Origin of the sequence: Rhodococcus sp. IEGM 1409, assembly GCF_030056735.1 — a bacterium.
Classification (GTDB): domain Bacteria; phylum Actinomycetota; class Actinomycetes; order Mycobacteriales; family Mycobacteriaceae; genus Rhodococcus_F.
Genome location: NZ_JASHKN010000007.1, coordinates 298,252 through 323,890 on the forward strand (window position 1 = coordinate 298,252; position 25,639 = coordinate 323,890).

Consider the following 25,639-nt stretch of genomic DNA (forward strand, 5'->3'; position numbering starts at 1 on the left):
GGAATCTCGAAGTAAGAGTGTGTCGTCGAGAGAACTGAGTTCACAATGTCAGGTAGTACGCGAGGAACTGCGTCGCTGCTTCGACGCACCATTCACGTAGGCCACGATCCGATGGTTCGCCGCAGTGATCGGATCGAAGGGTTCATGTCCTTCGGTCTGATCATCTTCGCGATTCTGCTGCTGCCTCTCGCAGTGTGGGCCGGCGCCGCGACGGCTTCGAGTCAGAACGCACTGATCGCCGAACAATCCTCGGAACTGCACAGCATTTCGGCGACGACAACGGCAGATTCGACGCAGACCACCGTCTCCAACGCCGATTACATTGCGCCGACGACGGAAATGGCGAGCGCGCAATGGAACTGGAACGGTCAGGTTCACACGGGCGACATCACCGTCGATTCCGCGACGCCTGCCGGCACCGAGGTCGACATCTACGTCAACGATCAAGGTGACAAGACCGTAGCCCCGATCACTCAGAGCGCTGCCGACGTCGCAGCCGTGGTGACCGGGGTTTTCACCTGGTTCAGCGTGATGTCCTTGCTGGTCATCGCATTCATGCTGGTGCGGGTCTTTCTCGACCGTTCCCGCTCGGCCCAGTGGGACCGGGACCTACGCGCGTTCCTCGACGCGAACGCGCTGTAGACCCCAGCCCTTTCTCACTGCCGCCATTCTTCACCGCAGCTCGGGCATGACCTCGCTTGCGACGAGTTCGAGATGATCCAGATCGGCGAGATCGAGAGTCTGCAGATACACGCGCTGTGAACCGGCTTCGGCGAACATTCCGATCTTGTCGACCAGTTCCGAAGGCGTTCCGGCCAGACCGTTCTCACGTAGCTCGTCGACGTCTCGTCCGATGGCCTCGGCGCGCTTCTTGATCTCCGCCTCGTCGCGGCCGCAGCAGAGAACAAGAGCGTTGGAGTACACCAATTCGTTCGGATCCCGCTCGATGTCGACGCAAGCCTGACGAACCCGCGCAAAGATGTCCTTCGTCTCCTCGAGGGACTTGAACGGGATGTTGAACTCGTTCGCGAACCGAGCGGCGAGTGCCGGAGTCTTCTTCTTGCCCGTGCCACCGATCAGGATCGGCGGACCGTCGACCTGGTGCGGCTTGGGAAGCGCGGGAGAGTTCTTGATCTGCACGTGCTTACCGTCGTAGTCGAACGTGTCGCCCACCGGCGTACGCCACAGACCGGTCACGACATCGAGAGTTTCCTCGAGCAGTTCGAAGCGATCCTTGAGCGCCGGGAACGGAATGCCGTACGCCTGGTGCTCTTCCTCGTACCAACCGGCACCGATGCCGAGGTCTACGCGGCCACCACTCATCTGATCGACCTGCGCGACCGAGATGGCCAGCGGGCCGGCATGACGGAACGTAGCCGACGTCACGAGGGTGCCGAGGCGGATGGTGGATGTTTCACGGGCGATCCCGGCGAGCGTGATCCACGCATCGGTAGGTCCGGGAAGGCCGTCGGAATTCATGGCGAGATAGTGGTCCGAGCGGAAAAATGCGCCGTAGCCGAGTTTTTCGGCGGTCTGGGCAACAGTCAGTAGTTGTTCGTAGGTAGCGCCCTGCTGGGGTTCGGTGAATATACGCAGCTCCATGGCTTCTACTCTGCCACTATTTTGCGGAGGTCGGGACGACGGCACCGACTTGTCCACCGCCGAAACACAGGGTCAGGTCCGGCGTTGTCGGCGTGATTTTCACACTGTTTCCGTGGCCGACCAGGCGTACGAACGCTGAGTGCAAACCCTGCGTCACGGGTACTGATACGGCGTCGCCGGACTCCAACGCAACGTCGATCGTTCCGTCGGTGCTCGCGAGGTAATTGAGCTGAACCGTCCATTCCCAGCCGGTTAGGGGGCCGTCGAGTGGTAGCTCGGTCGGACCTTCGGCGCGAGTGTCGCAGTTCGATGTCCCCTCGGGAATCCTTCTCGTCCAGGTCACTTCGGCATCGACAATCTGTCCGCTGTCATCGATCGTGAGCAGAATCGGAGTGCTGGTAGAGAATTCGGGTCGATCAGGCAGCGGCGCGAGAACATTGCTTGCCAAATTGTTCGGAAAGGCGACGGGAAGAAGTACCTGGATCGCGACGGGTTGCTCGAGCAGTGAAGCGTCCTGATTCTGGGACAACGACATTCGTGCGTTGGCGAGGTAGTCGCGAGTCGGGTTTTCGCGCCAGATGTCGACGAACGTGACAGTCGAGACGAGCGAACTGACAACGAAGAGCACTGACAGTCCGGCGGCGACTGCGACGGGCATGCGGGCCGGACGTCGCCGAGGTGCGGCGAGAATCAGGGTGGCGGCGAGGGCGAACACCGTTGCCGAATCCGTGAAGTAACGCAAGGTCTGCGCCAACTCGTAGGTGGTGTCGGCGTCGGATCGGGTAGCGGTCATCGCCACGACGGAGGCCAGGAAGTACAGCGCCGCGCCGGCCCAGATCCAGGCAGCGCCACGTCTGGCACGCACTGTCATCACGACCGTCGTCAGTAATGCGGCCCAGGCCGCGACCACCAATACCGTCGGTGGGTCGGCCCATGCGGGGCTGGGGATCCACCGCTCCCAGCGCCAGGGGCCGCCGAGAAGAGTGGGAAGCATCCCCAAGGACGTGCCGTGATGCAGCAGTTCGGTGGACATGGAACGGCCGTAGCCGGTGACCGGAGACTCGACGGTGGTCAGGTACACCGGGATCCAGATGGCGAGGACAGCGGCGCCGGCCGTCCACAGGAGCCGGCACTTCGTGATCGCACTCCGGACCGGCGTTTCCTCGCCTTGCGTCCGCAAGTACAGCACCAGAAAAGCGAGGGCCACGAACGGAACGAGCACCGCCTTCTCGAAGAACAGCAGAGAGACGACAAAAACCGCGGTGCCCGAGAACACGTAGCGCACATGCCCGGTGCGGTACAGCTTGATTGCGTCCCCGCACACCCAGGCAAGTGCGATCTGTAGTGGCAAAGCATTGAGCGCGGCCGCCCACCACGAGAACGCCGGAAGTGTCAGCGGGACGAACAGATACAGGATCAGCGGAATCAACAGCGCCGGTCGCCACCCGAGGACCAACCGAAGAGTGCGGAGAAGCGCCAACGACGCCACGGCCTGACCGATGACGAGCAGTGTCGCCGACAGCGCCCAGTTGTACGGCGCGATGCGGGTGATCAACCCGGTGAAGAAGAAGGCCGCGGGCATGAAGTGACCGTCATGGTCGTAGAGCAGGAGTTCGCGCGAGAGGAGGGGGAAGCGTGCGCCCCGGCCCATCAGGATGAGGTCGTCCCAGTAGAAGTAGTTGCTCGCGGCAATCCAGGCGCGAATGACGAGCTGACATCCGATCAACACGAACGCGAGCTGCGTGACCCGTTTAGGGGTGAACGTCAGGGTTGGCTCGGGCTGTGGAGAAGTCATCGACGGAGAAGTCATCGACGGTCATGCTTCCAGGTGTGTCAAAAACCGGCCTTCGACGGAAAAAGGGGATAACGGTCTTTTCTGTCCTTTCGGGAGCAATTTCTGAATGGATTGTGAACTTTGCCGGGATAAATGACGCCGACGCCCAAAAGTTCACTGACCTGCGGTGTCAAATTCATCCTCGAGCCTGTGCATTGTTCGCTAACACCTGTCAGCAAATTCTCAGGGTCTTGGCCGTGACCTGTGGATAAAGCCCGATTCATTCATCCAGAACTGTGGATAAACCTGTGGAAACTGTGGATAACTCGAGCTTTTAAGTGGTGGAGGTCACATTATTCGAACAATGCAGGTGAAGGCGGTGGAGGTTCGATCACAAATCGGGAGTGAATCCATTTGCTGCCGTTACCGATACGGCGTGACAGAATCGAAGTTGTGAGTGTCGTTCAGGTCTGCGCCCGATGCGCCGCACGCTGGCCCGTCGTCGGTGGCCCGACGCAGAGCAATGGAGTCGGCGGCCCGACGCAGTGGTGCCCCCGCTGCAGCGGGGTCCTACTCATCCCCACCCGCACCGAGATCTACCAACCGCCGAACCGTCGAGGCTTCCGCTGGATCGCGCGCTCACCGTCCGACCCACGCGGCGTGGGGGACGCACCAGTCCGTCGTAGCCCCTCCACCCCGCGATACGACGCGGTCCCGCAGTGGGGACTCCAGGACGTCGTCGACACCTCACCGATACCGCCCTCGCGTGCGGACCGAATGGCGGACCGAGTCGGGCCGTTGCTGACGCTCGCGACGATCCTCTACGGACTGGCGGTGTTCGCCGAACTGGGCAGATACGCGATCCTGGTCCGCAACCGCACCAAGCTGATCCCGCAACCGCTGCTCACGGTCTCCGACGCCGCCGTGTACTTCACTCAGTTGGGTGGACTGCTGATCTCGGTCCTCGCCGCCGTCGCCGCTGTGTGCTGGCTGCTTCGTCGGCGTCGTGAACACTTCGCACGCGCCCGCGAATCCGATCCGCGTACCGCCTCGGAAGTGGTCGTCGGCTGCGCTGTGCCGATCCTCAACCTCGTGATGCCGGCCGTTTATCTCTTCGAGCTGGTTCGCCGCGATCCGCGCGGAACCCTGCTGGTCAAGATCTGGTGGGGCTTCTGGGGATTCAGCGCTCTGCTGCTGGTGGTCAACGCGTACTGGCGATCACGCCCGGGTATTCAGGCAATGGCCGACGGGGTCCTGATCAACGCGTTCATCGCATTGGTCGCTGCCGTCACCGCGGCGTTGACGCTCATCGTGATCCGACGGATCGAGCGCAAGAGTTGGCGCGGCGAACCCGAATTGGAAACCCGGTGGGTGCCGGTGCCGCGCTCGGTGTTGGAAGAGAAGACGGTGCTGGAAGAGGAAGAGAAGGAAACCGCAGCCCTGTGAGCCCAGATCGCCGAGGTCCACTCGTCGTTGCGCACCGAGGTGCGTCGGCTGCACGGCCGGAGCACACCCTCGCCGCATACGAACTAGCTCTGGAGGAGGGTGCCGACGGGCTCGAATGCGACGTCCGGCTCACCCGCGACGGACACCTGGTCTGCGTGCACGACCGCAAGGTCGACCGCACCTCCAGCGGGACGGGGATCGTCAGCGAGATGACTCTCGATTCGCTGACCGCTCTGGACTACGGGTCGACGAGCGAACCGGCCGAACTGCTGACTCTCTCCGATCTCATCACCCTCGCCCTGGATTTTGCGCGCCCCGTGAAGCTGTTCGTCGAGACCAAGCACCCCGTGCGGTTCGGCGGCCTGGTCGAAGCCAAACTTCTGGCGGAACTGCACCGCTTCGGGATCGCGTCGCCGCCGTCTGCCGACCACTCACGCGCAGTGGTCATGTCTTTCTCGGCGAGTGCGGTGTGGAGAGTGCGTCGTTCGGCGCCGCTGCTGCCGACGGTCCTGCTCGGTGACGCGTCGCGCTACCTCGGCGGCGGTGCGTCGACGGCGGTGGGCGCCACGGCGATCGGGCCGTCGATCAAGGCGCTGCGCGAACATCCCGATCTGGTCGATCGGGCTGCCGCAGCGGGTCGCGCGACGTACTGCTGGACCGTCGACGACAAGGCGGATGTGGACCTGTGTCGTGAGCTCGGGGTCAGCTGGGTGGCCACTAACCATCCCGGGCGCACGAAGCAATGGCTGGGCAGCGTGTAGATTTTGCCCTCGTGGCCAAGAAGAGCAAAAGAAACAGTGGACCGAAGCAGGGCAGCGCACGCGCAGAGAAGCTGGCGGCACGCCAAGCAGAGCGTGAAGCCGGTGCCGGCGTAGTGAACCGCCCGTTCGAGGGCCTTGCCGCCGAGTGCGATCTGGTCGCGCTGCGTGAATTCGTTCCGTCCGCCACGGCTCCGTTGCCGGTCATCGGCTCCGACCGTCCGGTCACGTTGGCGACGGTCCTCCCCGGTGCTGTTGCCGCACTCGTCCGCGACGAGGGCGAGGCGGCCACCGGATTTGTCGGTGTGCAGGTTCAGGCGCACTCGGCCGACCTCGGCGCCGACCTCGCAGCCTCGGTGAACTGGATCAAGGACGCGGCGCCCGGCGACGCGCTTTCAGCCGCGAACCCCGATTCCGAGACTCCTGCAGTCACCGCTGTCGTCGATCCGTCGGCGCTGCTCGACATCACCGTGCACCAGGACTTCAACTGGTGGATTCCGGAAGGCGTCGAAACCGATCCCGAGGTTGCCGCCACCGTGCAGCACGCCAACTCGGCGATCATGCCGTCTGCACGCCTCGAAGGTGACGGCCTCGTCGCCGCGTGGTGGGTCGACGCCGGCGAGAAGGCGCACCTGCGTTGGGTTCGTCCCGAGAGCGAGGACGACCTGATGCTCGCGCTGGCCCGCGTGCACGCGACCGGTGGACTGCACTTGGGTGAGGGCTCGCGTTACGCAGGCTCGTTCCGCACCCACGGCCTGTTGGTTCCCGTCTTCGACCTCGACCGCGAAAAGCATGCAAACGAGTGGGTGGCGGCAACCGTCGAGCTCGGCGAGCGTCTTGCCGAGGCTCTGACCGTCGATGCTCCGCTGACCTCGGCCGAGCTGCGCTCGCGCGACGGACTTCGTGGTCGTCAGGTCACGCTGCGCTGATTTTTTCGCCTGAACTATAGGCGTTACGCAAAGTTACGGTTAATGTTGACGGCATGACTTTGTCGCATGACATCTCCGGTAGCGGTCCCACGCTTGTTCTTGTCCATGGCATCGTCCATCGACGGCAGGCGTGGGATTCGCTTTTGGACCAGCTGACGCCGTACCGCCGCGTCGTCACCGTCGATCTGCCGGGTCACGGAGAGTCACTGCTGCCCGAAATCGGTCCGGACGTCATGGGACAGCTGATCGACGACGTCAGCGAGTTCGTCAAGGAAGTGACTCCGGCAGGGGAGCGCGCCCACGTCGCGGGCAACTCCCTCGGCGGCTGGATTGCACTCTCGCTGGCAGCGCGCGGAGATGTCGCGTCGGCGACAGCTCTTTCGCCGGCCGGGTTCTTTGTCAATCACCTCGATCAGGTGCGAGCGATCAACACGTTCCGTGCACTGCGCGGCACGGCCAAGCTCATGGGCGACGGATTGCCACGCGCATTGCGGTTCAAGCTGATTCGCTATCCGGCGCTCGCCGCGTTCTTCGCTCATCCGAGTCATGTCGGTTATGCGGCGGCGTTGGCCGACTGCCGTTCGCTCGTGTCCAACGAACTCGTCGACCTCGGTCTGGAGATGGATTTCGTGCTGCCGCCCATCGTGGATCCCACTGTGCCGGTGACGGTTGCGTGGGGTCGACGCGATCTCATCCTGCCCGTGTATCAGGCACGGCGCGTGAAAAAGCCGTTCCCGCAGGCAAAGTTGATGGTTCTGCCCGGTCTGGGGCACGTACCGATGACAGATGCCCCCGAGCTGATCAGTTCGATCCTGCTGGCAGGAAGCGAACCATTCGGCTCGAGGGCAAAATCTGTGAGTGCTGCAGGCTAGATGGTTCCGCCCGCTGCGTTCGGAGCACCGGTGGTGTCACCGACGGTGCTCATCTCGCGGGACACGAAGTCTTCGAGGTCGAACAGGTTGGCGCCTGCGCGATCCGCGATGGTGAGAAGTGTTGTCATGCTTGCCACTTCCTCGACCTGCTCCTTGAGGAACCACTGCATGAACTGCTCGCCGAGGTAGTCGCCTTCTTCGCGGGCAGTGCTCGCGAGCTGGACGATCTGCTCGGTGACCGTCTTCTCCTGCGTCAGCGCGAGAGCGATGGGCTCACGGGCATCCTTGAAGTCGGCCTTCGCCGCGTCGACGCCGGTGAGTTCGACGTTGATGTCGCGATCGAGGAAATACTGAACGATCATCATGGCGTGGTTACGCTCTTCCACAGCCTGCTTGTAGAAGTGCTTTGCCAGCTGTGGCAGATCCGCATTGTCGAAGTAAACCGCTGTCGCGATGTACTGATGCGAAGCGTTGAACTCGTTGCGAATCTGGTCCCGGAGTAGTGCGTGGAATTTGGTCATGTGAGTCTCCCCAGAAGTCATGAATTCCAAGATAGTGCAGGTCAGAGGCCCTGTCATCCCAGTCTGACCTTATTGTGGTAAGCGTTCCCAAACTAAAGAAGACCTAATTTTTTTTCGAATTCGGTGAGGTTATCGAGCCCGGTGAGATCGAATGTTTCATTTAGGAATGTCCTTTTCACCAGGCGAGTTCCGCGCATTTACCGTCACTTCCCTGTAGTTCCACCTGTACGGTGGCGTGCTCGAGTTCGAAGGCGTCGGCAAGCAAGGTTTGGGTGGCCGCGAGCACCGTTGTGGGATCGGCGTCACTGGCCGCAGTGACGTGAACGGAAGCAACTTCCATCCCCGAGGTGAGCGTCCAGACGTGCAGATCGTGCGCGTCGACGACGCCCGGGAGGGTGTTGATCTTCCCGATGATCGAGGTGACGTCGATGCGATCGGGGGCCTGCTGGAGCAGGATGCGGACGGCATGGCGGCCCAGGTTGAAGGCGCGAGGCAGGACGAAAAGGCCGATGGCTACGCCGATGACGGGGTCGGCGTAGCGCCAACCGAACGCGAGCGTGACCAAGCCGCTGACGAGGACGCCGATGGACCCGACCATGTCCGCCATGACTTCGAGGTAGGCGCCGCGGATGTTGATGCTTTCCTTCGCGCCGCTGCGCAGCATCAGGAAGGCGATGACGTTCATCGCCAAACCGACGACGGCGACTATCGCGACGGGGAGGCCGGGAACCTCGGGCGGATCCGAGAATCGGCCGGCGGCCTCGTAGAGCACCCATCCGGCCACCGCGAAGAGCAGGATCGCATTGGCCAGTGCCGCAAACACTTCCGTGCGATACATGCCGAAAGTACGGTTAGGGCGCCGAGCGGCACGCTGTGCGACGAGGATCGCGGCGAGCGCCATGAAGATGCCGAAGATGTCGGTGAACACGTGCGCCGAGTCCGAGAGCAGTGCCAGCGAGGAGGTGAAGAGTCCGACCGTCACCTGCAGCACGAACGTCACCAACCCGAGGCCGGCGGCGATCCACAGTTTGTTGACATGCTTGCCGCTGTTGCTGGTCGCAGCCTCGGCGGGGGAGATTCCGTGCCCGTGTCCGTGTGACATCGAAGATCCTTTCGTTGACGCCAGCCTAGACACATATGCATATATGCGCAATAGTGCATGTATTGGACGACGTGACGCCCGCCAATAGTTTGGCGGGCGCCCGTGTGAGTTTCGTTGAGCCGGTGGCTCTCAGGCGCCGCCGCCGGCGGGCGTCGGCGCCATTGCGTCGACAGCAGCCGGGGTGTTCATCTCGCGTGCGACAAACGTTTCGAGGTGGAACAGGTTGTCGCCGGCGCGGTCGACGATGGTGAGAAGTGTTGTCATGCTTGCCACTTCCTCGACCTGCTCCTTGAGGAACCACTGGATGAACCGCTCGCCCGGGTAGTCGCCGGTATCGCGTGCGGTGCGCGCCAACTGTGTGATCTGCTCGGTAACCGTCTTCTCCTGCTCGAGTGCCAATTCGACCGGAGCCCGGACGCCGTCGAACTTCGTCACGACGTCGTCGATACCGGGAACTTCCACGTCGAGGTCGTTGTCGAGCAGGTACTGGATCATCATCATCGCGTGACCGCGTTCCTCGGTGGCCTGGCTGTAGAAGCGCGCGGCCATCTGCGGAAGATCGTGTGCATCGAAGTGCACCGCTACCGCGATGTACTGCTGCGATGCAGTGAACTCGTTACGGATCTGCTGACGCAGCAGAGTGGTGAATTCGCTCGAGTTCTTCGCCTGTGTCATCCCAACAGGTTACTGGGTCGTCGCCGCTGAGAGGGAGCTACTTCTTGTCGAGCTGATCGATGATGAAGCCGACAGTTTCCGGTCGATACCCGTAGACGAACGAGTCCTTTTCGCCGACGTACCAGTCGCCGCACTGGAACGAGCTGCTCTTTTCGATCCCCGCCGGCCACCACTGAGCAGACAGAGACGCCGGGCGCGTTTCGGCGGTGGGAAGTGCAGTGCAGATGTTGTGATCCATCTCCGCGACGTTCGCTTTCATTCGCAGGATGCGTTCGTTGCCGGTGGTGCGGATGATCTCGTCGATATCCGTCGCGCCGGCCGGAACCCAACTCGGCAGCGTGTCGATCCCGTTGGATGTTCGTGCAAAAGAGAAGGTTTCGGTCTTCTTGTACGCCTTGGAGTCGTCGAACTTGTCGAAGGTTCCGGAGCAGGACGTCACGAGTGCAGCAGCTCCGACGGCGGCGGCAACTACGGTGAATGTGCGGTACCTGTGGTGTGTTCTATTCATACCTTCACGGTATTTTTCGGCGGCCGATTCCGCGTCCTGCCGAAAAGCGATTTGTTCGCCCGGACTGTCCTCCCTCGGTACGACCGGAACTCAGGGCGATCACCCGGTGGTGATCAGATCCTGCGGAATCTGCTGATCGTTGGCGAGGGCATCGAAGAACTGTGAAGCGCGTGTCTTGTCCCACAACAGGACGTTGCCCGAACCGTCCACGTCCTCGAAACCAGCGACGGGAACCGTCGTGGTGGTCATCCCTCCCCGAAGCGCCCAGGCGAGTGACGCCAGATTCCAGATGTGATCGCTCTTGTCGACCTGTAGGGACTTGGCGGTATCGGAGACGAGTGGCCACAACCGGAACGGATTGAGGAACGTGGTCGGACTCGTCGCCTTCGACAGCAACGCCGACATGAACTGGCGCTGGTTGTTCATGCGGTCGAGGTCGGCGAGTGCCGTCGCGCGAGTTCGCACGAACCCGAGTGCGTCCGAACCCTTCAAGTCCTGACATCCGGCGGGGAGGTTGATCCCGGCCAGCGGATCGTCGATCGGCTGCGCCAGGCACACGTTGACGCCGCCGACAGCGTCGACGATGCCGGCGAACCCGCTGAATCCGATCTCGGCGTAGTGGTCGATGCGAAGCCCCGTTGCCTCCTCGACGGTCTGCACCAACAAGGGAGCGCCGCCGAAGGCGAAGGCGGCATTGATCTTGTCCGAGCCGTAGCCGGGAATCGGAACGTACGAGTCGCGCGGGATGCTGACCATTGTCGTCTTCCCACTCTTGGGGACATGGACCAAGATGACGGTGTCAGTGCGCTTGGGGCCGGTGTCGCCGCCCGTCGCAAGGGCTTGCTCCTGCTCGGGGGTGAGCCCTTCACGACTGTCGGAGCCGACGATCAGCCAGTTCGTTCCCGGAGTATCGGCGACGCGTCCTGCATAGTCGGGCAGCGCGTCGATTCGATTGAGCGAACTGTCGACGTAATAGACCGCGCCGGCCAGAGCGAGCAGCAACACCAACAACGTGATGCCGATACGTTTACCCCAGCTACGACGCTTACGTGGGCGTCGCTGCTTCGGTGGTTCAGGAGGGCGCGGCGGGGCGTTCGGTGGGGTTCGGCGCGGCGGAGCGGGTGCGTACTTCGCTTGACGCTGCGGATCCTGACGCTGCCCACCCTGACGGCGGGGGTCGTCCTGGAACGGCTGCGGACGCTGGGTCGGTGCCCAGTCCTCGCGCCTGGGTTGCTGCGGCGCTTGTTGTGGGGCCTGTGACCAGGCCTGATCAGCCGGATTCTGCTGCGGCGGGCGTCCGTCGCGGCGAATGACTGTCGGACCTTCCGGCGGCATCGGTGGACGCCGCTGCGGGGGTGGGCCCTGACGGGGTGGATTCTGGCGTGGAGGGTTCTGCCTCGGAGGCATCGGTCCACGCGGAGGTGGCCCTGGCGGCTGGCGCCGCGGAGGGCGCTGAGGATATTCGGAGTCGCCGGTCACCAGTTCACGGTACCGGTCACGGCAGCCAGGAGACGTGATCGCGCAGGAGGGCGTAACCGATGAACGCCACCATGTCGATGAGAGCGTGGGCGATGACCAGTGGCCAGAGTTTCCCGGTGCGCTGCCAGTATCGGCCGAACACGAGCCCCATGATCACGTTTCCGACGCCGCCGCCGAACCCCTGATAGAGGTGGTAACTGCCGCGCAGGAGTGACGATGCGAGCAGTGATTTGTTCTCGCTCCAACCCAGCGTTCGGAGGCGAGTGATCAGGTAGGCGACGACCAGTATCTCTTCGGCGCCGGAGTTCGCGATCGCGGACAGTACGAGGATCGGCACCCGCCACCAGTGGTCGTCGAGCGCGCTGGCCTGGACGGTGAGGTTGACGCTGAGCGCCTGAGCCACGAGGTAGAACAGCAGGCCGGGGAGACCGATCACAGTGGCCAAGCCGAATCCCGGGGCTATGTCGCGCCGGAAACGAGGTTTGGGAGTCAGTCCCGCAGCACGCGGACCGATCCCCGAACGCCACAGTAGATAGAGTCCCAGCGATGCCCACGCGAGAAGCTTCGCGACACCCAGTAATTGGCGCGCCAGGTCGATCCAGTCGATGGCGGCCCGCGAGGGATTGAGTGCAACCGTCTGATCCGAGAGCGCAACCGGCGTCGCCAAGGATTCGGCGAGCGAGAGGATCCCGGACAATCCGCTGAGCCCGAAGGTGACCAGCAGGACGATCGTGATCTCGATCCAGACTCCGCGTCTGGCAGCGGGATCGAGCGCCGGGCCGGCCGGAACGGGAGACGGCGGCCGTAACCACGTGCGGACGGTTTCGCGGGCATTCACCCGCGCAACGCTAGCCGTTTGCGACGCCGCCCGATCGGAGGCCGTTGAGGAAAGGGCACCCGACCAGCATGCGGATGGCGCGGCTCAGTGCGGGAGCGTCGTCGACGGGGTTGGCGAACGGCATCCACACGTCGCGGTCACCGGTGTGATCCTCGACCCGCAAGCGCAGGCCGTAGCGATCGATGCCGAGCGGCCGAACGCGTCCGGAGCGCATGTACGGGGGAAGCTTGCGCACGAGCAGGTCCACTAGGTCGCGGTGGTCTTCGTCGAGATGCTGCAGCCACGCCGTTTCCATTTCCCAGAAGGGATCGGGGCTGGCGTTCAGCAGTTCGTCCACGGCGACGGGTTCTGCCCCCGTCGAATCAGCGACTACAGCCGAGGCCAGGCTCAAGCGAAGAAGGACAGAGGTGTGGCCGAGGTCGAGGAGTCCCGGATGGGGATGTTCGGATGCGACGTCGTCGGCGAGAACACGTGCCTCGTAGTCGGGCACCGCGTGCAACGTGCCGCGAAGCCACACGAGGGAGCGCACCGGCTCGCGCAGCCGCAGTGGTGCGTGATCGGTGATCTCGAGGACGGCGGGCAAGCCGCCGCCGCCGGAGTTCCAGGCCAGAGCCGCAGCCGCGGAGGCATGTGGGACTGCAACGACGACGTCACCGTTCGAACGCAGGTGATGCACCGAAGTGACGGTGGGATCGCTGCCTTCGATGGCGAGAACTGCGTCCTGTGCGCGCACGCAGGCGCTACGGACGCGTTCGGCGGTGGACGGGCCGGTGCTGGTCTTGGTTGCCATGCTGCCCCCTTGGCGGGTGTTCTCTCGAACTCCATCGGATGATGAGGTAACCCTAACCTAAGGTGCTCCGGTGTGAATCGCAAGACTTTTACGCAACTCGCGTGGAATCCGTCGCCTTCGCCGGGGTTACGGTTTGTCTGTGGCCATTCCTCTCTCACTCGGGCTGCCCGCCCCGAGAAACTCGCGCGGACTCCTCGAAGCACTCTTTCCCCCGGTCGTTCCGGCGTCCGCCCTGATCGGTGCCGAAGCCGCAGGCCGGGTTGTCGTCCGTCTCGACATCGATCCCGAGAAACTACGTGCGGACACCGGTGCGTCATACGAGGCCGTGCGTTTCGACCTCGACGTCACTACCGACCAGATCGACGACGCGATCGCGCTGCGTCTGCCCGCTCCGCTCGCGGTGTACGTCGACGGCGGCGAGGAGGAACTGACGCCCGCCGAAGCGGCATTGCGTCTGTGTGAAGGTGGACGGATCCCCGGACTCGCCGCCGGTCGTACGCCCACCGAAGTGGCTGATTTCCTGGCGGTACTCGCGCACGAGTCCGTCGGTTTCGTCGCTCGCGCAGCCGACGCCGGCGAGGTGATCGCCCTGCTGTGTGGCACCGTCGCTGCACTGCGCGGCGACGACGTGCGCGCCGCGATAGTCGATCCGAAGCCGGAAAAGCTTGCTGCTCTGATCCCGGAAGCCACGTCCGCGATGCGAGAGGTGCTGCTCACGATCGAGGTCGCGGATCCACCGGCGGTGGAAACGGCTCTGCGTGCCGCGGGTTTGCAGTGACCGGTGCGGGTCGGTGCGTAATCTCGTAGGCGTGCCAAGAATCGCGTATTTCGGTCCGTCGGGAACCTTCACGGAGATAGCTCTCGCCCAGTTGGAGGCTGAGGGCGCGTTCGGCGAAACCGTCGAGCGAGTGCCGGCAGGCAGCCCGCCGGCGACGCTCGACATGGTTCGCGACGGTTCAGTCGACGGCGCCGTGGTTCCCTTCGAGAACTCGGTGGAGGGCGGCGTTGCGCCGACGCTCGATTCACTGGCTCTCGGTTCGCCGCTGCAGATCGTGGCCGAAACCGATCTGGACGTGAGCTTCTCCATCCTGGTTCGGGCCGGGACTACCGCCGATCAGGTCCGCACGATCGGGGCCTACCCACATGCGGGCGCACAGGTCCGCGGATGGATCGCCGAGAACCTTCCACAGGCCGAGGTAGTGCTGGCCTCGTCCAATGCCGGTGCGGCCCTGGATGTGCAGGCCGGAACCGTCGACGCCGGTGTGTCCACGGCGCTGGCCGGTCAGATGCTCGAACTCGACAGCCTGGCGGACAACGTCGCCGATGTGGGCGGTGCCCGCACACGCTTCGTGCTGGTCACCAAGCCGGCCCCGGTTCCCGCACGGACGGGTGCCGATCGCACCGCGTTGGTGCTTCACCTCGACAACGCTCCGGGCTCCCTGGTGCGTGCACTCTCCGAATTCGCAGCTCGCGGTATCGATCTGACTCGGATCGAATCGCGGCCGATGCGAACGGAATTGGGCACTTATCGTTTCTTCGTGGACTGCGTCGGGCACATCGAGGACTCGTTGGTGGCCGAGGCGATGCGTGCACTGCATCGCAAATCCGGAGTCCGCTTCCTCGGATCGTGGGCAACAGCGAACTCGACTGGGCCACAACCACCTTCGGACGAAGAAGCAATCAGTTGGATCGACGAACTCAAGCGGGGAGAGGGAGAACGATGACCGGAAGGCTCATCCTCGTTCGGCACGGTCAGACGGAGGCGAATGTCGCCAAGCGTCTCGACACCGCCTTGCCTGGAGCAAAACTCACGCCGGCAGGGTTGGCGCAGGCCGAAATGTTGGGCATCGGCCTCGCTTCGGCCCCGCCCCTCGCGCTGGTTTCGTCGTTGGCTTTGCGTGCACGGCAGACAGCAGGTTTCGTGGAGCAGGCAGCCGGCGTCTCCCTGGACGTGCGGGACGGACTGCACGAAGTGCAGGCCGGGGATCTCGAGGATCGCACCGACGAAGCCGCGCACCGACTGTTCATGGAGACGTTCCATCACTGGCACACCGGGAACCTCGGCGCCCGCATTCCCGGCGGCGAAACGGGATACGACGTCCTGGAACGGTACGTCCCCGTTGTCAACGTGTTGCGGGAAGAATTTCTCGAAGGCTCACGCGACGGTGGAGACATCGTCGTGGTCAGTCATGGTGCTGCGATTCGTCTTGTTGCCGCCCAACTTGCCGGTGTCCCCGGTTTGTTCGCCGCCAACAACCACTTGGCCAACACCGAGACCGTCGAACTGTTGCCCTCAGCTGACGGCGGCTGGGAGTGCCTGCGCTGGGGAACTGTGAACCCACCGTTCGAGCATCGGCTCATCCCCGGCGCCGACGACGTGATGGGCTGAGTGCCTGCTTCACCACCAGCCGGTCTGGACGCTCAGTTGGCGCCCGAGTTCGGTGGACAGGGTGCTCACATAGCTGGCGGTCAGGTGGTGGGAATCGTGATACACCAACACATTTCCCTCCACGACGCGGCACACCTCCGGTCCGCACACGCCGTCGCTGAGGTCGAGTAGCCGGACGTTGGTCAGATCGGCAATTGCCGACGGCGCCGGATTGACGTCGCTGAGCATTTCCGACCGTGGCATCGCGCAGTGATCGGGTGACGTGGTGGTCGCCAGACAGTCGATCGCGCGGTAAGCGACGCCGTCGTGGTGCAACCACGGGGTATCGCGAATGGCGAGCACGTCGATACCGTCGCGCCCCAGTTCCTCCCACACGTGCACGTACGACTCCGGCGTCACGTCGCCGGGACCGTCGGAACTCGGCCTGGTTGCCGTCGTGAACACGAAATCGGGTGAGGCGTCGGCCAACTCGGTCAGCACTCCACGTGACCAGTCGACGCAATCCGGATAGTCGTTGTCCGACAACGTCTGCATGGAGTCGATCGTGAGCGGGCAGCCCATCTTCAGATACGTGTCGACGCGGAAACCGTGGCTCTTGCCGAGTTCGTCGAGCGCAGTGAGCCAGTGTTCGGAGTGCGAACCGCCCGCGAGAGCGATGGTTCTGTCGGCATCGGTGTCGCCGTAGGTGCAGTGGACGACGTCCCGCTCGAGAAAATCGGCGATACAGCCGTCGAGCGTGCTGGCCGGAAGGTCCAGCGGCGCATCGAAGATCGAGGGAACCATCGACGCTTTGGGTACATCGGCGCCGTCGGTGAGGGCGAGCGCGCCGGGATGGGTAGAAAGGTCGAGGGTGTCGACCGCCCGTTGGCCCGTCGTCTGGCTGCTCGCGTACGACTGCCAAGCGACCGAAGCGGCGAGGACCACGGCAGAGGTGACGACGCAAGCCATAACGGTGTATCGGCGCGAGCGGCCTCCGCGCTCCACCGGAACCTCGACCAGGCGCCGGAGTGCGAGCGCCCCGGCCACGGAGAGGGCGATGATCAGAGCCCCGCCGAGTGGGCCGGCTTCGGGGCGTCCGGTGATCACGAGTGCAAACACCAGGATGGGCCAGTGAATCAGGTACAGCGCGAACGCGAACGAGCCGAGCCACGTCAGGGCCGGATGGGCGAGCGTCTTCGACGTCCAGGGTGTGTCGTCGCCGACCCCGGCCAGGATCAGCGCAAGAGTTGCCAATACGGGTACCAGCGCCCAGGGACCGGGGAACTGCGCTGCGCCGTCGAGAACGACGCCGCACAACAGGATCGACGAAAGCCCTGCCCAGCCGATTGTTGCCCGGATCGAGAACGGCAGCGACGCGATCTGCCTACTGCGCGTGCTGGTCATCAGAACTGCGAGCAGTCCACCGAGAGCCAATTCCCACAACCTGGCACCGGAGTCGTAGTACGCCCAAGCTTGATGGCGTGACGATTTGGCGAACGCGTAGAGGAAAGATCCGGCGGCCAGAACGAAGAGGGTGACCGCGAGCGACGGGCGGAAGTAGTTGGGATTCACGCGCGAAGCCAGGTAAGCGATCACCGAGACGAGTGCGATGGCCAGGAGATAGAACTGACCTTGCACGGCCATCGACCAGAGATGCTGCAGGGGAGTGACCGAACCATCGGCGGCCAGGTAATCGCTTGCGGTGCTGGCGAGCTGCCAGTTCTGGAAGAAGCCGAGCACTGCGATCAGTTGATCACCCAGATCTGCCCAGCGCGTCCGCGGCAACAGCAGAGCGGTCCCGATTGCAGTCACGATGCTGACCACTGAGATCAGGGGGAACAGCCGCAGAAACACTCGCCGCAGTGCTGGGAGCGGGTTCAACGAGCCCCCGGCTTCGGCGCGTCGAACCAGTGAGCCGACGAAGAAGTACCCGGACAGAACCAGGAAGACATCCACCCCGCCCGATACCCGTCCGAACCACACGTGGAACACGACCACCAAACCGATGGCAAGGCCACGCAGTCCGTTCAGATCTTGTCGGTGAGGTGTTGTTGCCCGTTCTTCGGTCGGCCGATCGATCGTGCCCAGCGAGCCTTGTTCGCCCGGTGACGACGGTTGACGCGAGAACTGCATGCTGAAGTGAGGCTCCGGGCGTTGAAGGGACGTCCCGAGGTTACCCGGAAGTGTCCGGCGTCGATTCCTCGAGTTCGGTTACCAGCCCGTTCACGGCTTGCCGAAGGCGATGGGGTGATCCGGAACTGATGGATGTCCATTCGGTGCCGTCGGCAGCCCGAGTGGTCGAACCCACGAGCCGGCCGGCCAAGGTGTCGTACACCGTCACCGCGCCGGTCATGAGCGTCGTTGCTCCCAAACTGTGTGGTATTCCGACCAATTCGGCGAAGGCGGTACAGGTGACGATTGCGCTACCCAGTTGGTGCGCTTCATCTTCGGGTATCCCGGCGTTGATCAAGGCCGAGGTCACGCTGTCTGCATCCGAGCCGGTGCCGAATGCCAGGCTCAGCATCTCGGTCGGTGCGTTGATCACGGCGATCGGCATTGCTTCGGCGCTGCCGAGCGCGGTGACAACGGGTACGGCCGGTTCGGACGTGACACTGCGTAGTGCGAACGAAGATTCGGTTGAAGTTGCTTCGACACAAAGGAATTCGCCCTGCGCGACGCAGAGGCGTGAAATGTTTCCGCCGACATGCCGACGCAGCGCCAACTCCCACTTGGGGTGAGTCAGGACGCGCAGGCGGGCACTGAGTTCGTGATGGATCTCCCCGCCGGGGAGGAGATCGCGCTCGGAGAGTGAATCTGCCGCAGACTGCATCGCCGTATGGTGAGCGCTCGCACTGCCGTGGACCGACGCGCCACCGAGAACCACGGGAAGCGCGTCGAGCCCGAGTCGCTCACGTACATAGTCGATTTCGTCCTGTGACACCGTGACGACAGGCAAATTCCAGCCGTCAGGTGAGGTGCCGAGATCCACCATCAACGCTCTGCAGTTTCGAGTACGCCACCGATCACCGAAGGGATGACTGTCCGGCCGTCGGCGAAGTGCTCGAAGTGCTTCAGATAATCGGGTGTGCCGCGCTCGGTCTCGTCTTCCGATTGGGCCGCATGACGGCCGCCGGCGATCGGCGCAGATCCGCCTGCGGTTCGGGCCGGATCCGCTCTGACGGTATCCGCGGTGCCCTGAACCGGCGCGGTCACGGGGTTCTGGCGTGCGGCGCTCTGGCCGGTCGAGGGATCGGGAAGAGCGTGCCGGCCGCTGATGCTGCTCGACGACGAGCCTGCAGTTGTTCCGGCTCCGGTAGTCGCGGATGCTGCGCTGACCTGTGCCGGTGTCCGGCCTGCCGACGGGTAGCCGAACAGCGATGGTGTGGAAGCGCCCAGCCCTGCGCCGCCCAGCCCTGCGCCGCCCAGCCCTGCGCCGCCCAGTCTGGTGATTCCTGCTCCTGCCGTCGCGAGAGCTGATGCGGCACTGGTGGCGCTCGTGACTGCGGTGGTCGTGGCCCCGGCGGCAAATACCGGGCTGGAAACTACGGATGCGACAGCAGCGGCTGCGGCGCGCACGGGATCCGCGATTACGTCAGCGAGCGTTGATGCCGCTTGCACGACGGACTGTCGAGCGGCACTGCCTGGGCTTTCGGCCGAAGCGGATGCCCCAGCCGTGGGTTCCGCGATGGGCGGTGGTGAGTCGAAGTTCTGCTGCACGGCCAGATGGGCCGTTGCGGCGTCGTACGTTTCCATCGTCACTGCCGCTCGAATTTTGAGAGCTTCTTCGGCAGCCTCGGCTACAGCGGCCCCGCCGGCCAGCGCCCCGCCGATGGAGTACGCGGCGACCTTGGCCGCTTGAACTGCTGCAATCTCGGCCAGGGACGGCATGGCGAGAGTGGCGACGGTGTACGAGCCGGACTGCACCTGGGCCTTACCTGCAGTTTCTCCCGCGAGTAGCGCAGCAGCAGCAGCCCACTCCTGGAACGGTGCGAACTTGCTCAACGCGGCATCGGCTGCTTCTCCTGACCACCCGGTGCGAAGGTCCGCCATCACGCGAGAGATGGACGCAGCGGTGTCGGTCAGTCCGGACGAAACGGTGGACCACGCCCCGGCCGCCACACCGAGAGGGGCCGGCCCGGCCCCGGCGACCAGTGCTGCAGAGTTGGGTGCTGCGCCCCGTGGATACCAGATGACGCCCGTGATGCCGACCATTGTTCTTCCCCCCAGGAAGTGTGACTGTGTTGTCGAGTTCGAAGTTGTCGAGTTCGAAGTTGCCGAGTTCGATTTCTGTCGATCAGATCGGTGTGGCGGCCAGGCTGGTCTTGGTGAGCTGGTCTTCGAGCTCGTAGGCAGCTGCATTCTTGCGCAGAGCTGCCGCGGCCGCGGTGAGCTCCTCGATTGCCCGATCGGTGGACGAGGCAAGGCTGCCCGAAACGGTGTTGAAGTAATTTGCCGCGCTACCGGACACTTCTTCGGATCCTGCTGGGAGGACGCGCAGCGTCGGCTGCGCAGTGGAGACGATTCCGCGCAATCGCGTCGCCGCAGACTCGAGTTCCATTGCGGCGGCAACTAGGGCTTGAGGATCGACGTACATAGCGCCGAACTCCTTCCTGACCAGGGCGGATAAGTGGTCGGGAGGTCGTGCACACAGCCGTCGAAATCCCCCCGCACCTAGTTTGATGCATGCCGGTCGCTTTCGGTTCCCCCCGAAATCGGACGACTTTGCCCTCAGCCCCAGCCGAGTTCGTGCAACCTGTCTTCTTCGATACCGAAGTAATGCGCGATCTCGTGGATGACGGTCACTGCAACCTCGTGAACAACCTCGTCCTCGGATGCACAGATGTCGAGTATCGAATCGCGGAAAATGGTGACCGTGTCCGGCAGGTACCCGCCGTAATGAGAATCCCGCTCGGTCAGAGCGACGCCCTGATACAAACCGAGCAGCCCCGGTTCTTCCTCGTCACGTGCTTCGACCAGCACCACGACATTGTCGATGGCCTTCGCAAGTTCTGGCGGAATCAGATCTAGTGCCTCGCCGACCAGTTCCTCGAACCGGTCGGGCGTCATCGTCACCGTCATGGCTTACGACGGCGGAGCTGCGCCGGGCAACGGCGTCGGCAACGACCGACCTTCCGGTGCAGCGGGTGGCGGAACCGGAGCCGCGCCGTTGATCAGGATCTCGCCCTTGGCGCTTCCGGTGATCGCGGCAAACCCGCCGGTTTCGACCTCTTTGCCGATCGAACAATTGACTCGGCGGCTACCGGCCAACCAGCTTTCCAGAGAAATGTTGTCCCAGAACAGCGTCAGCGTCTTGTCGCGAAGTGCGTCTGCGGAACCCAGGTATTCGTTGGACGCCTGAGTGCAGACGCCTTCGAGATAGCGGTCCTGATCTTCCACCGACGGCATTGCGCCGGGGAACTGAGTTCCGAGGTCGATCACCGAAATAACCTCGTATGCATGCGGTTTCGCACAGTCGACCGGATCGGTCGGGAGGTTCTGGTTGATGCCGATGCACGTGCCGACGTCCCACACGTTCGACTGGTCCTGGTCCGCCACGCGGCCCGCGAACGGTTGTAGTTCGCCGGTCGTTGTCGAGAACTGCAAGCCGCAACGCAGTGCGCGCTCGCCCGAGGCCCAACCAGATTCGCTCGGGAACATCAGGCCGACGCTGAACTTGCCCTTGGGATCGAATTTCGAACCGAGGTAGGACATGACGATGGGTGTGCAGTGTTCGTCGCGGAGTTCGGCGAATCGAAGGGCTCCCGGGTACCGGGAACCGGGGCCGAACTCGGCGCCGGGGAACACCGACAGGTCGAGTGGACCGGCGACCTCGAAGCGGTGCTCACTTCCGCACTGAACCTTCGACATGTCCGTGCGGTCCCCGCCCGACTCGGTCGCAGGCGTCCAGTTGAGGCAGTCGCCGGCCGCAGCCGCGGTGAAAGCGTCGTCGCGAGCAGAGCCCGTCGCTGCTGGACCGCCGCCACTGACATTGACCGAGGACGAGTCGTCCTTGTTCAATCCACCGGAAATCGCGATCGTTGCGATCGCGGCGACCACCGCACCCACCGCGACAGCAGCCAAGACCCGACGGGTGCGACTCGCGGAGACAGTTTTCTTCGCCGGCGCCCCCTGGGGATCTGCCGGATCTGGCGACTTCTCGATCTTGTCTTCGGACATCGATTCCATCATGCCTGTTGCCGTGGCGATATCGAACCTTCACTACAAAACTCACAATCGCGTCTGTGAGTATTTTGTAGTCATGAGCGAAAACACCCCACTCGATCCCGAGGCTGTCGAGCTGGCGGGCCGGCTCTTCGACATGGCACGAACCGGCGACGCGGACGGGCTGGCGTCGTACGTCGATGCCGGAGTTCCCGTCAATCTGACCAACGAGAGTGGCGACACGCTCGTCATGTTGGCGGCGTACCACGGTCACGCTGACGCCGTCGTTGCCTTGATCGAGCGTGGCGCCGACGTCAACCGACCCAACGACAAGAATCAGACACCCCTCGCCGGAGCCGTGTTCAAGGGCGAGGATGCGGTGGTGAAAGCGCTGGTGAGCGGGGGAGCCGACCCGAAAGGTGGACACCCGACTGCCGTCGACGCGGCTCGGATGTTCGGACGCGAGGACTACCTGAGCCTGCTCGAATCGTGATCTCCCCCTCGCCGACGTGGACGTGACCGTCGGCGACCGGTGGTGAGTGGGTAAAGTTCGAAGTCGTGATTGACCTCAAGTTTCTCCGTGAGAACCCCGAAATCGTCCGCGAGTCGCAGCGCACCCGTGGAGAAGATCCAGGACTGGTCGATGCTCTGCTCGAAGCCGACGCGTCCCGACGCGCTGCCGTCCTGACCGGAGACAACCTTCGCGCAGAGCAGAAGGCCTTCGGCAAGAAGGTCGGACAGGCATCTCCGGAGGAGCGTCCCGCGCTGCTCGAGGGTTCCAAGGAACTGGCAGCAAAGGTCAAGGAAGCCGAGGCCGCGCAACACGAGGCGCAGGCCGCGCTCGACGCCGCACACCGCGCGATTTCCAACGTCGTGCAAGAAGGTGCGCCGGCCGGTGGCGAGGACGATTACATCGTGCTCGAGCACGTCGGTGAGATTCCGAAGTTCGACTTCGAGCCGAAGGATCACCTCGAGTTGGGTGAGTCGCTCGGCCTGATCGACATGGAACGCGGCGCCAAGGTTTCTGGTTCACGCTTCTACTTCATGACCGGCTATGGGGCCATGCTCCAGCTTGGACTGCTGCAGTTGGCAGCGCAGAAGGCGATTGCCAACGGATTCACGATGATGATTCCGCCCGTCCTCGTACGCCCGGAAATCATGGCGGGTACCGGCTTCCTCGGCGCTCACTCCGACGAGATCTACCACCTGCAGGATGACGACCTGTACCTCGTCGGAACTTCCGAGGTGCCGATGGCCGGCTACCACTCGGGCGAGATCCTCGAACTGAACGAAGGCCCGAAGCGCTACGCCGGTTGGTCCTCGTGCTTCCGCCGCGAGGCCGGCAGCTACGGCAAGGACACCCGCGGCATCATCCGTGTCCATCAGTTCGACAAGGTCGAGATGTTCACGTACTGCCGTCCCGAGGATGCCGACGCCGAACACCAGCGTCTCCTCGGTTGGGAGCGAGACATGTTGGCCGCCATCGACGTTCCGTACCGCGTGATCGACGTCGCCGGCGGAGATCTCGGTTCTTCGGCCGCACGTAAGTTCGACTGCGAGGCGTGGGTTCCGACGCAGGGCACATACCGCGAGCTGACATCGACGTCCAACTGCACCACCTTCCAGGCCCGTCGCCTCGGAGTTCGGTACCGCGACGAGAACGGCAAGCCGCAGACGGCTGCCACTCTCAACGGAACCTTGGCTACGACGCGCTGGATCGTGTCGATTCTCGAGAACCATCAGCAGGCCGACGGCTCGGTGCGAGTGCCCGAGGCATTGGTGCCGTTTGTCGGCACGGATGTGCTTCGCTGACACGCTGAACCAACACAATCAGGGCCGCGACGGACTCCGTCGCGGCCCTGATTCGTACTTTCGTACTGGTAGGTTTGGAACTTTTTCTGAACTGACGGAGAATCAACTTTTTCCCGACGATTGACGAATTGACCACCAAAAGCGTTGTCGATGGGCTGCTTTGGCGATAGTTTTGCGTTCAATCGGGTTTCTATACCCAGCTTTTACATCCCCCGTCAGGTGATGTGAGGGTGAGTCCGGGGTGAATTGGACAAGCGTCTTGCCAAAAGTAGTACACGTACTAGTTTTTTCGTTATGTTGTGACGGCGCGCACACGTTTTGTCCGAATCCACTGCTCATGTTTGCCCTTCCGAAGGAAGTGCCCATGCCCCAAATCTCTCAGTTGCGGCGATTCGCCGTGCCCATAACCGGAACCGCCATGGTCGCCGGAATGCTGCTGGTCGGCACGCCCGCGTCAGCGGCTGTCTCGACCACCGGTTTCAAAACAGCGTGCGTTGCCGGATCGATCATCGGAGACGTCCACAAGGTCACCGACAACCTCATCACGGTCGACGCCCCGGCGTCTGTCCAGCCCGGCGAGACTTTCACCTACCGAATTCAGACGAGCGGAACGTCGTATCCGGACAAGGACTCCGGAGCGACTACCACCAACCTGTCACGTCTGAAAATCGACTACGCCATACCGAGCAATGCGACGTACGTTTCCGCTACCGTCGTCGCAGGTACCTCCGTCGGACTCGACAGCGTTGCACCGAACGTTCTCAGGGTCAACGATTCCGGCAATGTCGACGGCAGTGGCGGGATCCTGCGGTTGTCAGGAAACAACCAGGTGATCGGCAACAGTCCGACGACGAGCACGAACTCGGAGGGCGGAATTCGAGTACCGAAGTCCAAGAAGAACCTCGATGGATCGACAAATAGCAACGGAGACACCTGGTTCCGGCTTCCCGCAGTCGACGTGACCATGGTCGCGGGTGCGACGGGAGTGATCCAACCGAAGGTGAGGACCGCGGGTACGGCCGGCAACCTCGGTGCCAGCGAGAACTTCAGCACTCAGCTCGCAAAGGCGAGTTTCCTGGGTACGCAGTGGGCGCCGACCCGTTGCTCACCCCGCGAGAACAAGGACACCACACCGCTCAATGCCGGCGCGGGTCCGCTCGCGACAATCAGCATCGCTTCGGCCCCGGTCGATGTGGAGACGACGACGTCGTTGTCGGTTCCGGCTACGGCGATCACGGGTGCTGCGGTTGATTTGACGGCGACGGTGGCTCCGAACTCTGCGGTGGGCACTGTGCAGTTCAAGTCGAATGGTGTGGCGATCGGTGGCCCGGTGACTGTTTCCGGTGGGTCTGCCGTTCTGTCGCATTCATTTGATGTTGCTGGTGCGCAGAGTGTTACGGCTGATTTCACTGCTGGCGCTGGGTTTGTGAGTTCGTCGGCGTCGGCGCAGACGGTGACGGTGTCGGATCCGGCTCCGGTGGATGTGGAGACGACGACGTCGTTGTCGGTTCCGGCTACGGCGGTTACGGGTGCGGCGGTTGATTTGACGGCGACGGTGGCTCCGAGCTCTGCTGTGGGTTCGGTGCAGTTCAAGTCGAACGGTGCGGCGATCGGTTCCCCGGTGACCGTGTCTTCGGGTGTTGCGACATTGAGCCATGCGTTCGATGTTGCTGGTGTGCAGAGCATTACGGCTGATTTCACCGCTGGCGCTGGGTTTGTGAGTTCCTCGGCATCGGTTCAGACGGTGACGGTCTCTGATCCGGCTCCGGTCGATGTCGAGACCACGACGACGTTGTCGGTTCCGGCTACGGCGGTTACGGGTGCTGCGGTTGATTTGACGGCGACGGTTGCTCCCTCGAACGCGGTGGGTTCGGTGCAGTTCAAGTCGAACGGTGCGGCGATCGGTTCCCCGGTGACGGTGTCTTCGGGTGTTGCGACTCTGTCGCATGCGTTCGATGTTGCTGGTGCGCAGAGCGTTACGGCTGATTTCACTGCTGGCGCTG

Annotated in this window: 26 protein-coding genes; 11 read left to right on the forward strand and 15 right to left on the reverse strand. The window is 63.4% G+C overall.

Annotation, left to right across the window (positions count from 1 at the left end; translation table 11 throughout):
• The first annotated feature begins 45 nt into the window (after positions 1 to 45).
• Complete coding sequence (locus QM716_RS19885; RefSeq protein WP_283305794.1) at positions 46 to 642, forward strand: Rv1733c family protein; 597 nt, start codon at positions 46 to 48, stop codon at positions 640 to 642.
• 30 nt (positions 643 to 672) lie between these two features.
• Here QM716_RS19885 and QM716_RS19890 read toward each other — a convergent pair whose 3' ends face one another.
• Together QM716_RS19890 and QM716_RS19895 are read right to left on the reverse strand one after the other, a co-directional pair.
• Positions 673 to 1,602 carry an LLM class F420-dependent oxidoreductase gene (locus QM716_RS19890; RefSeq protein WP_283305795.1) on the reverse strand — a complete coding sequence of 310 codons (930 nt, stop codon included), beginning with the start codon at positions 1,600 to 1,602 and terminating at the stop codon, positions 673 to 675.
• 16 nt (positions 1,603 to 1,618) lie between these two features.
• Positions 1,619 to 3,397: a hypothetical protein gene (locus QM716_RS19895; protein ID WP_283305796.1), complete on the reverse strand. Its 1,779-nt coding sequence runs from the start codon at positions 3,395 to 3,397 to the stop codon at positions 1,619 to 1,621.
• A gap of 432 nt (positions 3,398 to 3,829) precedes the next feature.
• Here QM716_RS19895 and QM716_RS19900 point away from each other — a divergent pair, with 432 nt between their 5' ends.
• From QM716_RS19900 to QM716_RS19915, 4 genes are read left to right on the forward strand one after another with little or no spacing between them, the layout of a single operon-like run.
• Positions 3,830 to 4,822 (forward strand): DUF4328 domain-containing protein, encoded by a 993-nt coding sequence (locus tag QM716_RS19900; protein WP_283305797.1) that lies wholly within the window; start codon positions 3,830 to 3,832, stop codon positions 4,820 to 4,822.
• Positions 4,819 to 5,583, forward strand: a complete 765-nt coding sequence (locus QM716_RS19905; protein ID WP_283305798.1) for a glycerophosphodiester phosphodiesterase — start codon at positions 4,819 to 4,821, stop codon at positions 5,581 to 5,583. Before QM716_RS19900 ends, QM716_RS19905 begins: the two co-directional genes overlap by 4 nt.
• Positions 5,584 to 5,594: 11 nt before the next feature.
• Positions 5,595 to 6,509, forward strand: coding sequence for a DUF5926 family protein (locus QM716_RS19910; protein WP_283305799.1), 915 nt, complete (start codon positions 5,595 to 5,597; stop codon positions 6,507 to 6,509).
• A 53-nt stretch (positions 6,510 to 6,562) separates the two neighbouring features.
• On the forward strand, positions 6,563 to 7,381 hold the full coding sequence (locus tag QM716_RS19915; RefSeq protein ID WP_283305800.1) for an alpha/beta fold hydrolase: 819 nt from the start codon (positions 6,563 to 6,565) through the stop codon (positions 7,379 to 7,381).
• Here QM716_RS19915 and QM716_RS19920 read toward each other — a convergent pair.
• The 7 genes from QM716_RS19920 to QM716_RS19950 all read right to left on the reverse strand — a co-directional run bounded on the left by QM716_RS19920 (position 7,378) and on the right by QM716_RS19950 (position 13,294).
• Complete coding sequence (locus QM716_RS19920; protein ID WP_024487904.1) at positions 7,378 to 7,923, reverse strand: ferritin; 546 nt, start codon at positions 7,921 to 7,923, stop codon at positions 7,378 to 7,380. The genes QM716_RS19915 and QM716_RS19920 overlap by 4 nt on opposite strands.
• Before the next feature lie 154 nt (positions 7,924 to 8,077).
• Positions 8,078 to 9,004, reverse strand: coding sequence for a cation diffusion facilitator family transporter (locus QM716_RS19925; RefSeq protein ID WP_283305801.1), 927 nt, complete (start codon positions 9,002 to 9,004; stop codon positions 8,078 to 8,080).
• A gap of 129 nt (positions 9,005 to 9,133) precedes the next feature.
• Positions 9,134 to 9,679, reverse strand: coding sequence for a ferritin (locus QM716_RS19930; RefSeq protein ID WP_283305802.1), 546 nt, complete (start codon positions 9,677 to 9,679; stop codon positions 9,134 to 9,136).
• Positions 9,680 to 9,716: 37 nt separating this feature from the next.
• Positions 9,717 to 10,187 (reverse strand): hypothetical protein, encoded by a 471-nt coding sequence (locus QM716_RS19935; RefSeq protein ID WP_283305803.1) that lies wholly within the window; start codon positions 10,185 to 10,187, stop codon positions 9,717 to 9,719.
• A 99-nt stretch (positions 10,188 to 10,286) separates the two neighbouring features.
• Positions 10,287 to 11,522 carry an LCP family protein gene (locus QM716_RS19940; RefSeq protein ID WP_283305804.1) on the reverse strand — a complete coding sequence of 412 codons (1,236 nt, stop codon included), beginning with the start codon at positions 11,520 to 11,522 and terminating at the stop codon, positions 10,287 to 10,289.
• Positions 11,523 to 11,682: 160 nt separating this feature from the next.
• Positions 11,683 to 12,504, reverse strand: a complete 822-nt coding sequence (locus QM716_RS19945; protein ID WP_283305805.1) for a CPBP family intramembrane glutamic endopeptidase — start codon at positions 12,502 to 12,504, stop codon at positions 11,683 to 11,685.
• Positions 12,505 to 12,514: 10 nt separating this feature from the next.
• Complete coding sequence (locus QM716_RS19950) at positions 12,515 to 13,294, reverse strand: DUF2470 domain-containing protein (protein WP_283305806.1); 780 nt, start codon at positions 13,292 to 13,294, stop codon at positions 12,515 to 12,517.
• Between the two features lie 139 nt (positions 13,295 to 13,433).
• On the opposite strand from QM716_RS19950, the gene QM716_RS19955 reads away from it, so the two are divergent.
• Genes QM716_RS19955 through QM716_RS19965 form a run of 3 tightly spaced genes read left to right on the forward strand, consistent with a single transcriptional unit; the run spans position 13,434 to position 15,683 of the window.
• Complete coding sequence (locus QM716_RS19955) at positions 13,434 to 14,072, forward strand: hypothetical protein (RefSeq protein WP_283305807.1); 639 nt, start codon at positions 13,434 to 13,436, stop codon at positions 14,070 to 14,072.
• 31 nt (positions 14,073 to 14,103) lie between these two features.
• Complete coding sequence (pheA, locus tag QM716_RS19960; protein ID WP_283305808.1) at positions 14,104 to 15,018, forward strand: prephenate dehydratase; 915 nt, start codon at positions 14,104 to 14,106, stop codon at positions 15,016 to 15,018.
• On the forward strand, positions 15,015 to 15,683 hold the full coding sequence (locus QM716_RS19965) for a histidine phosphatase family protein (RefSeq protein WP_283305809.1): 669 nt from the start codon (positions 15,015 to 15,017) through the stop codon (positions 15,681 to 15,683). The genes pheA and QM716_RS19965 overlap by 4 nt, the downstream gene beginning before the upstream one ends.
• A 9-nt stretch (positions 15,684 to 15,692) precedes the next feature.
• Here QM716_RS19965 and QM716_RS19970 read toward each other — a convergent pair whose 3' ends face one another.
• From QM716_RS19970 to QM716_RS19995, 6 genes are all read right to left on the reverse strand, one after another.
• Complete coding sequence (locus QM716_RS19970) at positions 15,693 to 17,795, reverse strand: acyltransferase family protein (RefSeq protein ID WP_283305810.1); 2,103 nt, start codon at positions 17,793 to 17,795, stop codon at positions 15,693 to 15,695.
• 40 nt (positions 17,796 to 17,835) lie between these two features.
• Positions 17,836 to 18,654: an ESX secretion-associated protein EspG gene (locus QM716_RS19975; protein ID WP_283305811.1), complete on the reverse strand. Its 819-nt coding sequence runs from the start codon at positions 18,652 to 18,654 to the stop codon at positions 17,836 to 17,838.
• Entirely contained in the window at positions 18,654 to 19,874 is a 1,221-nt protein-coding gene (locus QM716_RS19980) for a PPE domain-containing protein (RefSeq protein WP_283305812.1), read from the reverse strand. The genes QM716_RS19975 and QM716_RS19980 overlap by 1 nt, the downstream gene beginning before the upstream one ends.
• Positions 19,875 to 19,956: 82 nt before the next feature.
• A complete protein-coding gene (locus QM716_RS19985) occupies positions 19,957 to 20,256 on the reverse strand; it encodes a PE family protein (RefSeq protein ID WP_283305813.1) in 300 nt (99 codons plus the stop codon).
• 134 nt (positions 20,257 to 20,390) lie between these two features.
• Positions 20,391 to 20,741 carry a metallopeptidase family protein gene (locus QM716_RS19990; RefSeq protein WP_007736028.1) on the reverse strand — a complete coding sequence of 117 codons (351 nt, stop codon included), beginning with the start codon at positions 20,739 to 20,741 and terminating at the stop codon, positions 20,391 to 20,393.
• Positions 20,742 to 20,744: 3 nt separating this feature from the next.
• Positions 20,745 to 21,851 carry a septum formation family protein gene (locus QM716_RS19995; RefSeq protein ID WP_502942098.1) on the reverse strand — a complete coding sequence of 369 codons (1,107 nt, stop codon included), beginning with the start codon at positions 21,849 to 21,851 and terminating at the stop codon, positions 20,745 to 20,747.
• 70 nt (positions 21,852 to 21,921) lie between these two features.
• Between QM716_RS19995 and QM716_RS20000 the strand changes: the two genes are divergently transcribed.
• The 3 genes from QM716_RS20000 to QM716_RS20010 form a co-directional block, all read left to right on the forward strand.
• Positions 21,922 to 22,317 (forward strand): ankyrin repeat domain-containing protein, encoded by a 396-nt coding sequence (locus tag QM716_RS20000; protein ID WP_283305816.1) that lies wholly within the window; start codon positions 21,922 to 21,924, stop codon positions 22,315 to 22,317.
• A 65-nt stretch (positions 22,318 to 22,382) separates the two neighbouring features.
• Complete coding sequence (serS, locus tag QM716_RS20005) at positions 22,383 to 23,636, forward strand: serine--tRNA ligase (RefSeq protein ID WP_007736032.1); 1,254 nt, start codon at positions 22,383 to 22,385, stop codon at positions 23,634 to 23,636.
• Between the two features lie 364 nt (positions 23,637 to 24,000).
• A partial coding sequence (locus QM716_RS20010) for an Ig-like domain-containing protein (RefSeq protein ID WP_283305817.1) occupies positions 24,001 to 25,639 on the forward strand: 1,639 nt, incomplete at its 3' end.

What these genes read in the sequence shown, in the direction of transcription:
- QM716_RS19990 (WP_007736028.1), bottom strand. Translation starts at nt 20,741, where the DNA reads ATGACGGTGACGATGACGCCCGACCGGTTCGAGGAACTGGTCGGCGAG.
- QM716_RS19985 (WP_283305813.1), bottom strand. Translation starts at nt 20,256, where the DNA reads ATGTACGTCGATCCTCAAGCCCTAGTTGCCGCCGCAATGGAACTCGAG.
- QM716_RS19890 (WP_283305795.1), bottom strand. Translation starts at nt 1,602, where the DNA reads ATGGAGCTGCGTATATTCACCGAACCCCAGCAGGGCGCTACCTACGAA.
- QM716_RS19925 (WP_283305801.1), bottom strand. Translation starts at nt 9,004, where the DNA reads ATGTCACACGGACACGGGCACGGAATCTCCCCCGCCGAGGCTGCGACC.
- QM716_RS19995 (WP_502942098.1), bottom strand. Translation starts at nt 21,851, where the DNA reads ATGATGGAATCGATGTCCGAAGACAAGATCGAGAAGTCGCCAGATCCG.
- QM716_RS19940 (WP_283305804.1), bottom strand. Translation starts at nt 11,522, where the DNA reads ATGCCGCCGGAAGGTCCGACAGTCATTCGCCGCGACGGACGCCCGCCG.
- QM716_RS20000 (WP_283305816.1), top strand. Translation starts at nt 21,922, where the DNA reads ATGAGCGAAAACACCCCACTCGATCCCGAGGCTGTCGAGCTGGCGGGC.
- QM716_RS19970 (WP_283305810.1), bottom strand. Translation starts at nt 17,795, where the DNA reads ATGCAGTTCTCGCGTCAACCGTCGTCACCGGGCGAACAAGGCTCGCTG.
- QM716_RS19950 (WP_283305806.1), bottom strand. Translation starts at nt 13,294, where the DNA reads ATGGCAACCAAGACCAGCACCGGCCCGTCCACCGCCGAACGCGTCCGT.
- QM716_RS19930 (WP_283305802.1), bottom strand. Translation starts at nt 9,679, where the DNA reads ATGACACAGGCGAAGAACTCGAGCGAATTCACCACTCTGCTGCGTCAG.
- QM716_RS19975 (WP_283305811.1), bottom strand. Translation starts at nt 18,654, where the DNA reads ATGGTGGATCTCGGCACCTCACCTGACGGCTGGAATTTGCCTGTCGTC.
- QM716_RS19980 (WP_283305812.1), bottom strand. Translation starts at nt 19,874, where the DNA reads ATGGTCGGCATCACGGGCGTCATCTGGTATCCACGGGGCGCAGCACCC.
- QM716_RS19920 (WP_024487904.1), bottom strand. Translation starts at nt 7,923, where the DNA reads ATGACTTCTGGGGAGACTCACATGACCAAATTCCACGCACTACTCCGG.
- QM716_RS19935 (WP_283305803.1), bottom strand. Translation starts at nt 10,187, where the DNA reads ATGAATAGAACACACCACAGGTACCGCACATTCACCGTAGTTGCCGCC.
- QM716_RS19885 (WP_283305794.1), top strand. Translation starts at nt 46, where the DNA reads ATGTCAGGTAGTACGCGAGGAACTGCGTCGCTGCTTCGACGCACCATT.
- QM716_RS19965 (WP_283305809.1), top strand. Translation starts at nt 15,015, where the DNA reads ATGACCGGAAGGCTCATCCTCGTTCGGCACGGTCAGACGGAGGCGAAT.
- QM716_RS19895 (WP_283305796.1), bottom strand. Translation starts at nt 3,397, where the DNA reads ATGACTTCTCCACAGCCCGAGCCAACCCTGACGTTCACCCCTAAACGG.
- QM716_RS19915 (WP_283305800.1), top strand. Translation starts at nt 6,563, where the DNA reads ATGACTTTGTCGCATGACATCTCCGGTAGCGGTCCCACGCTTGTTCTT.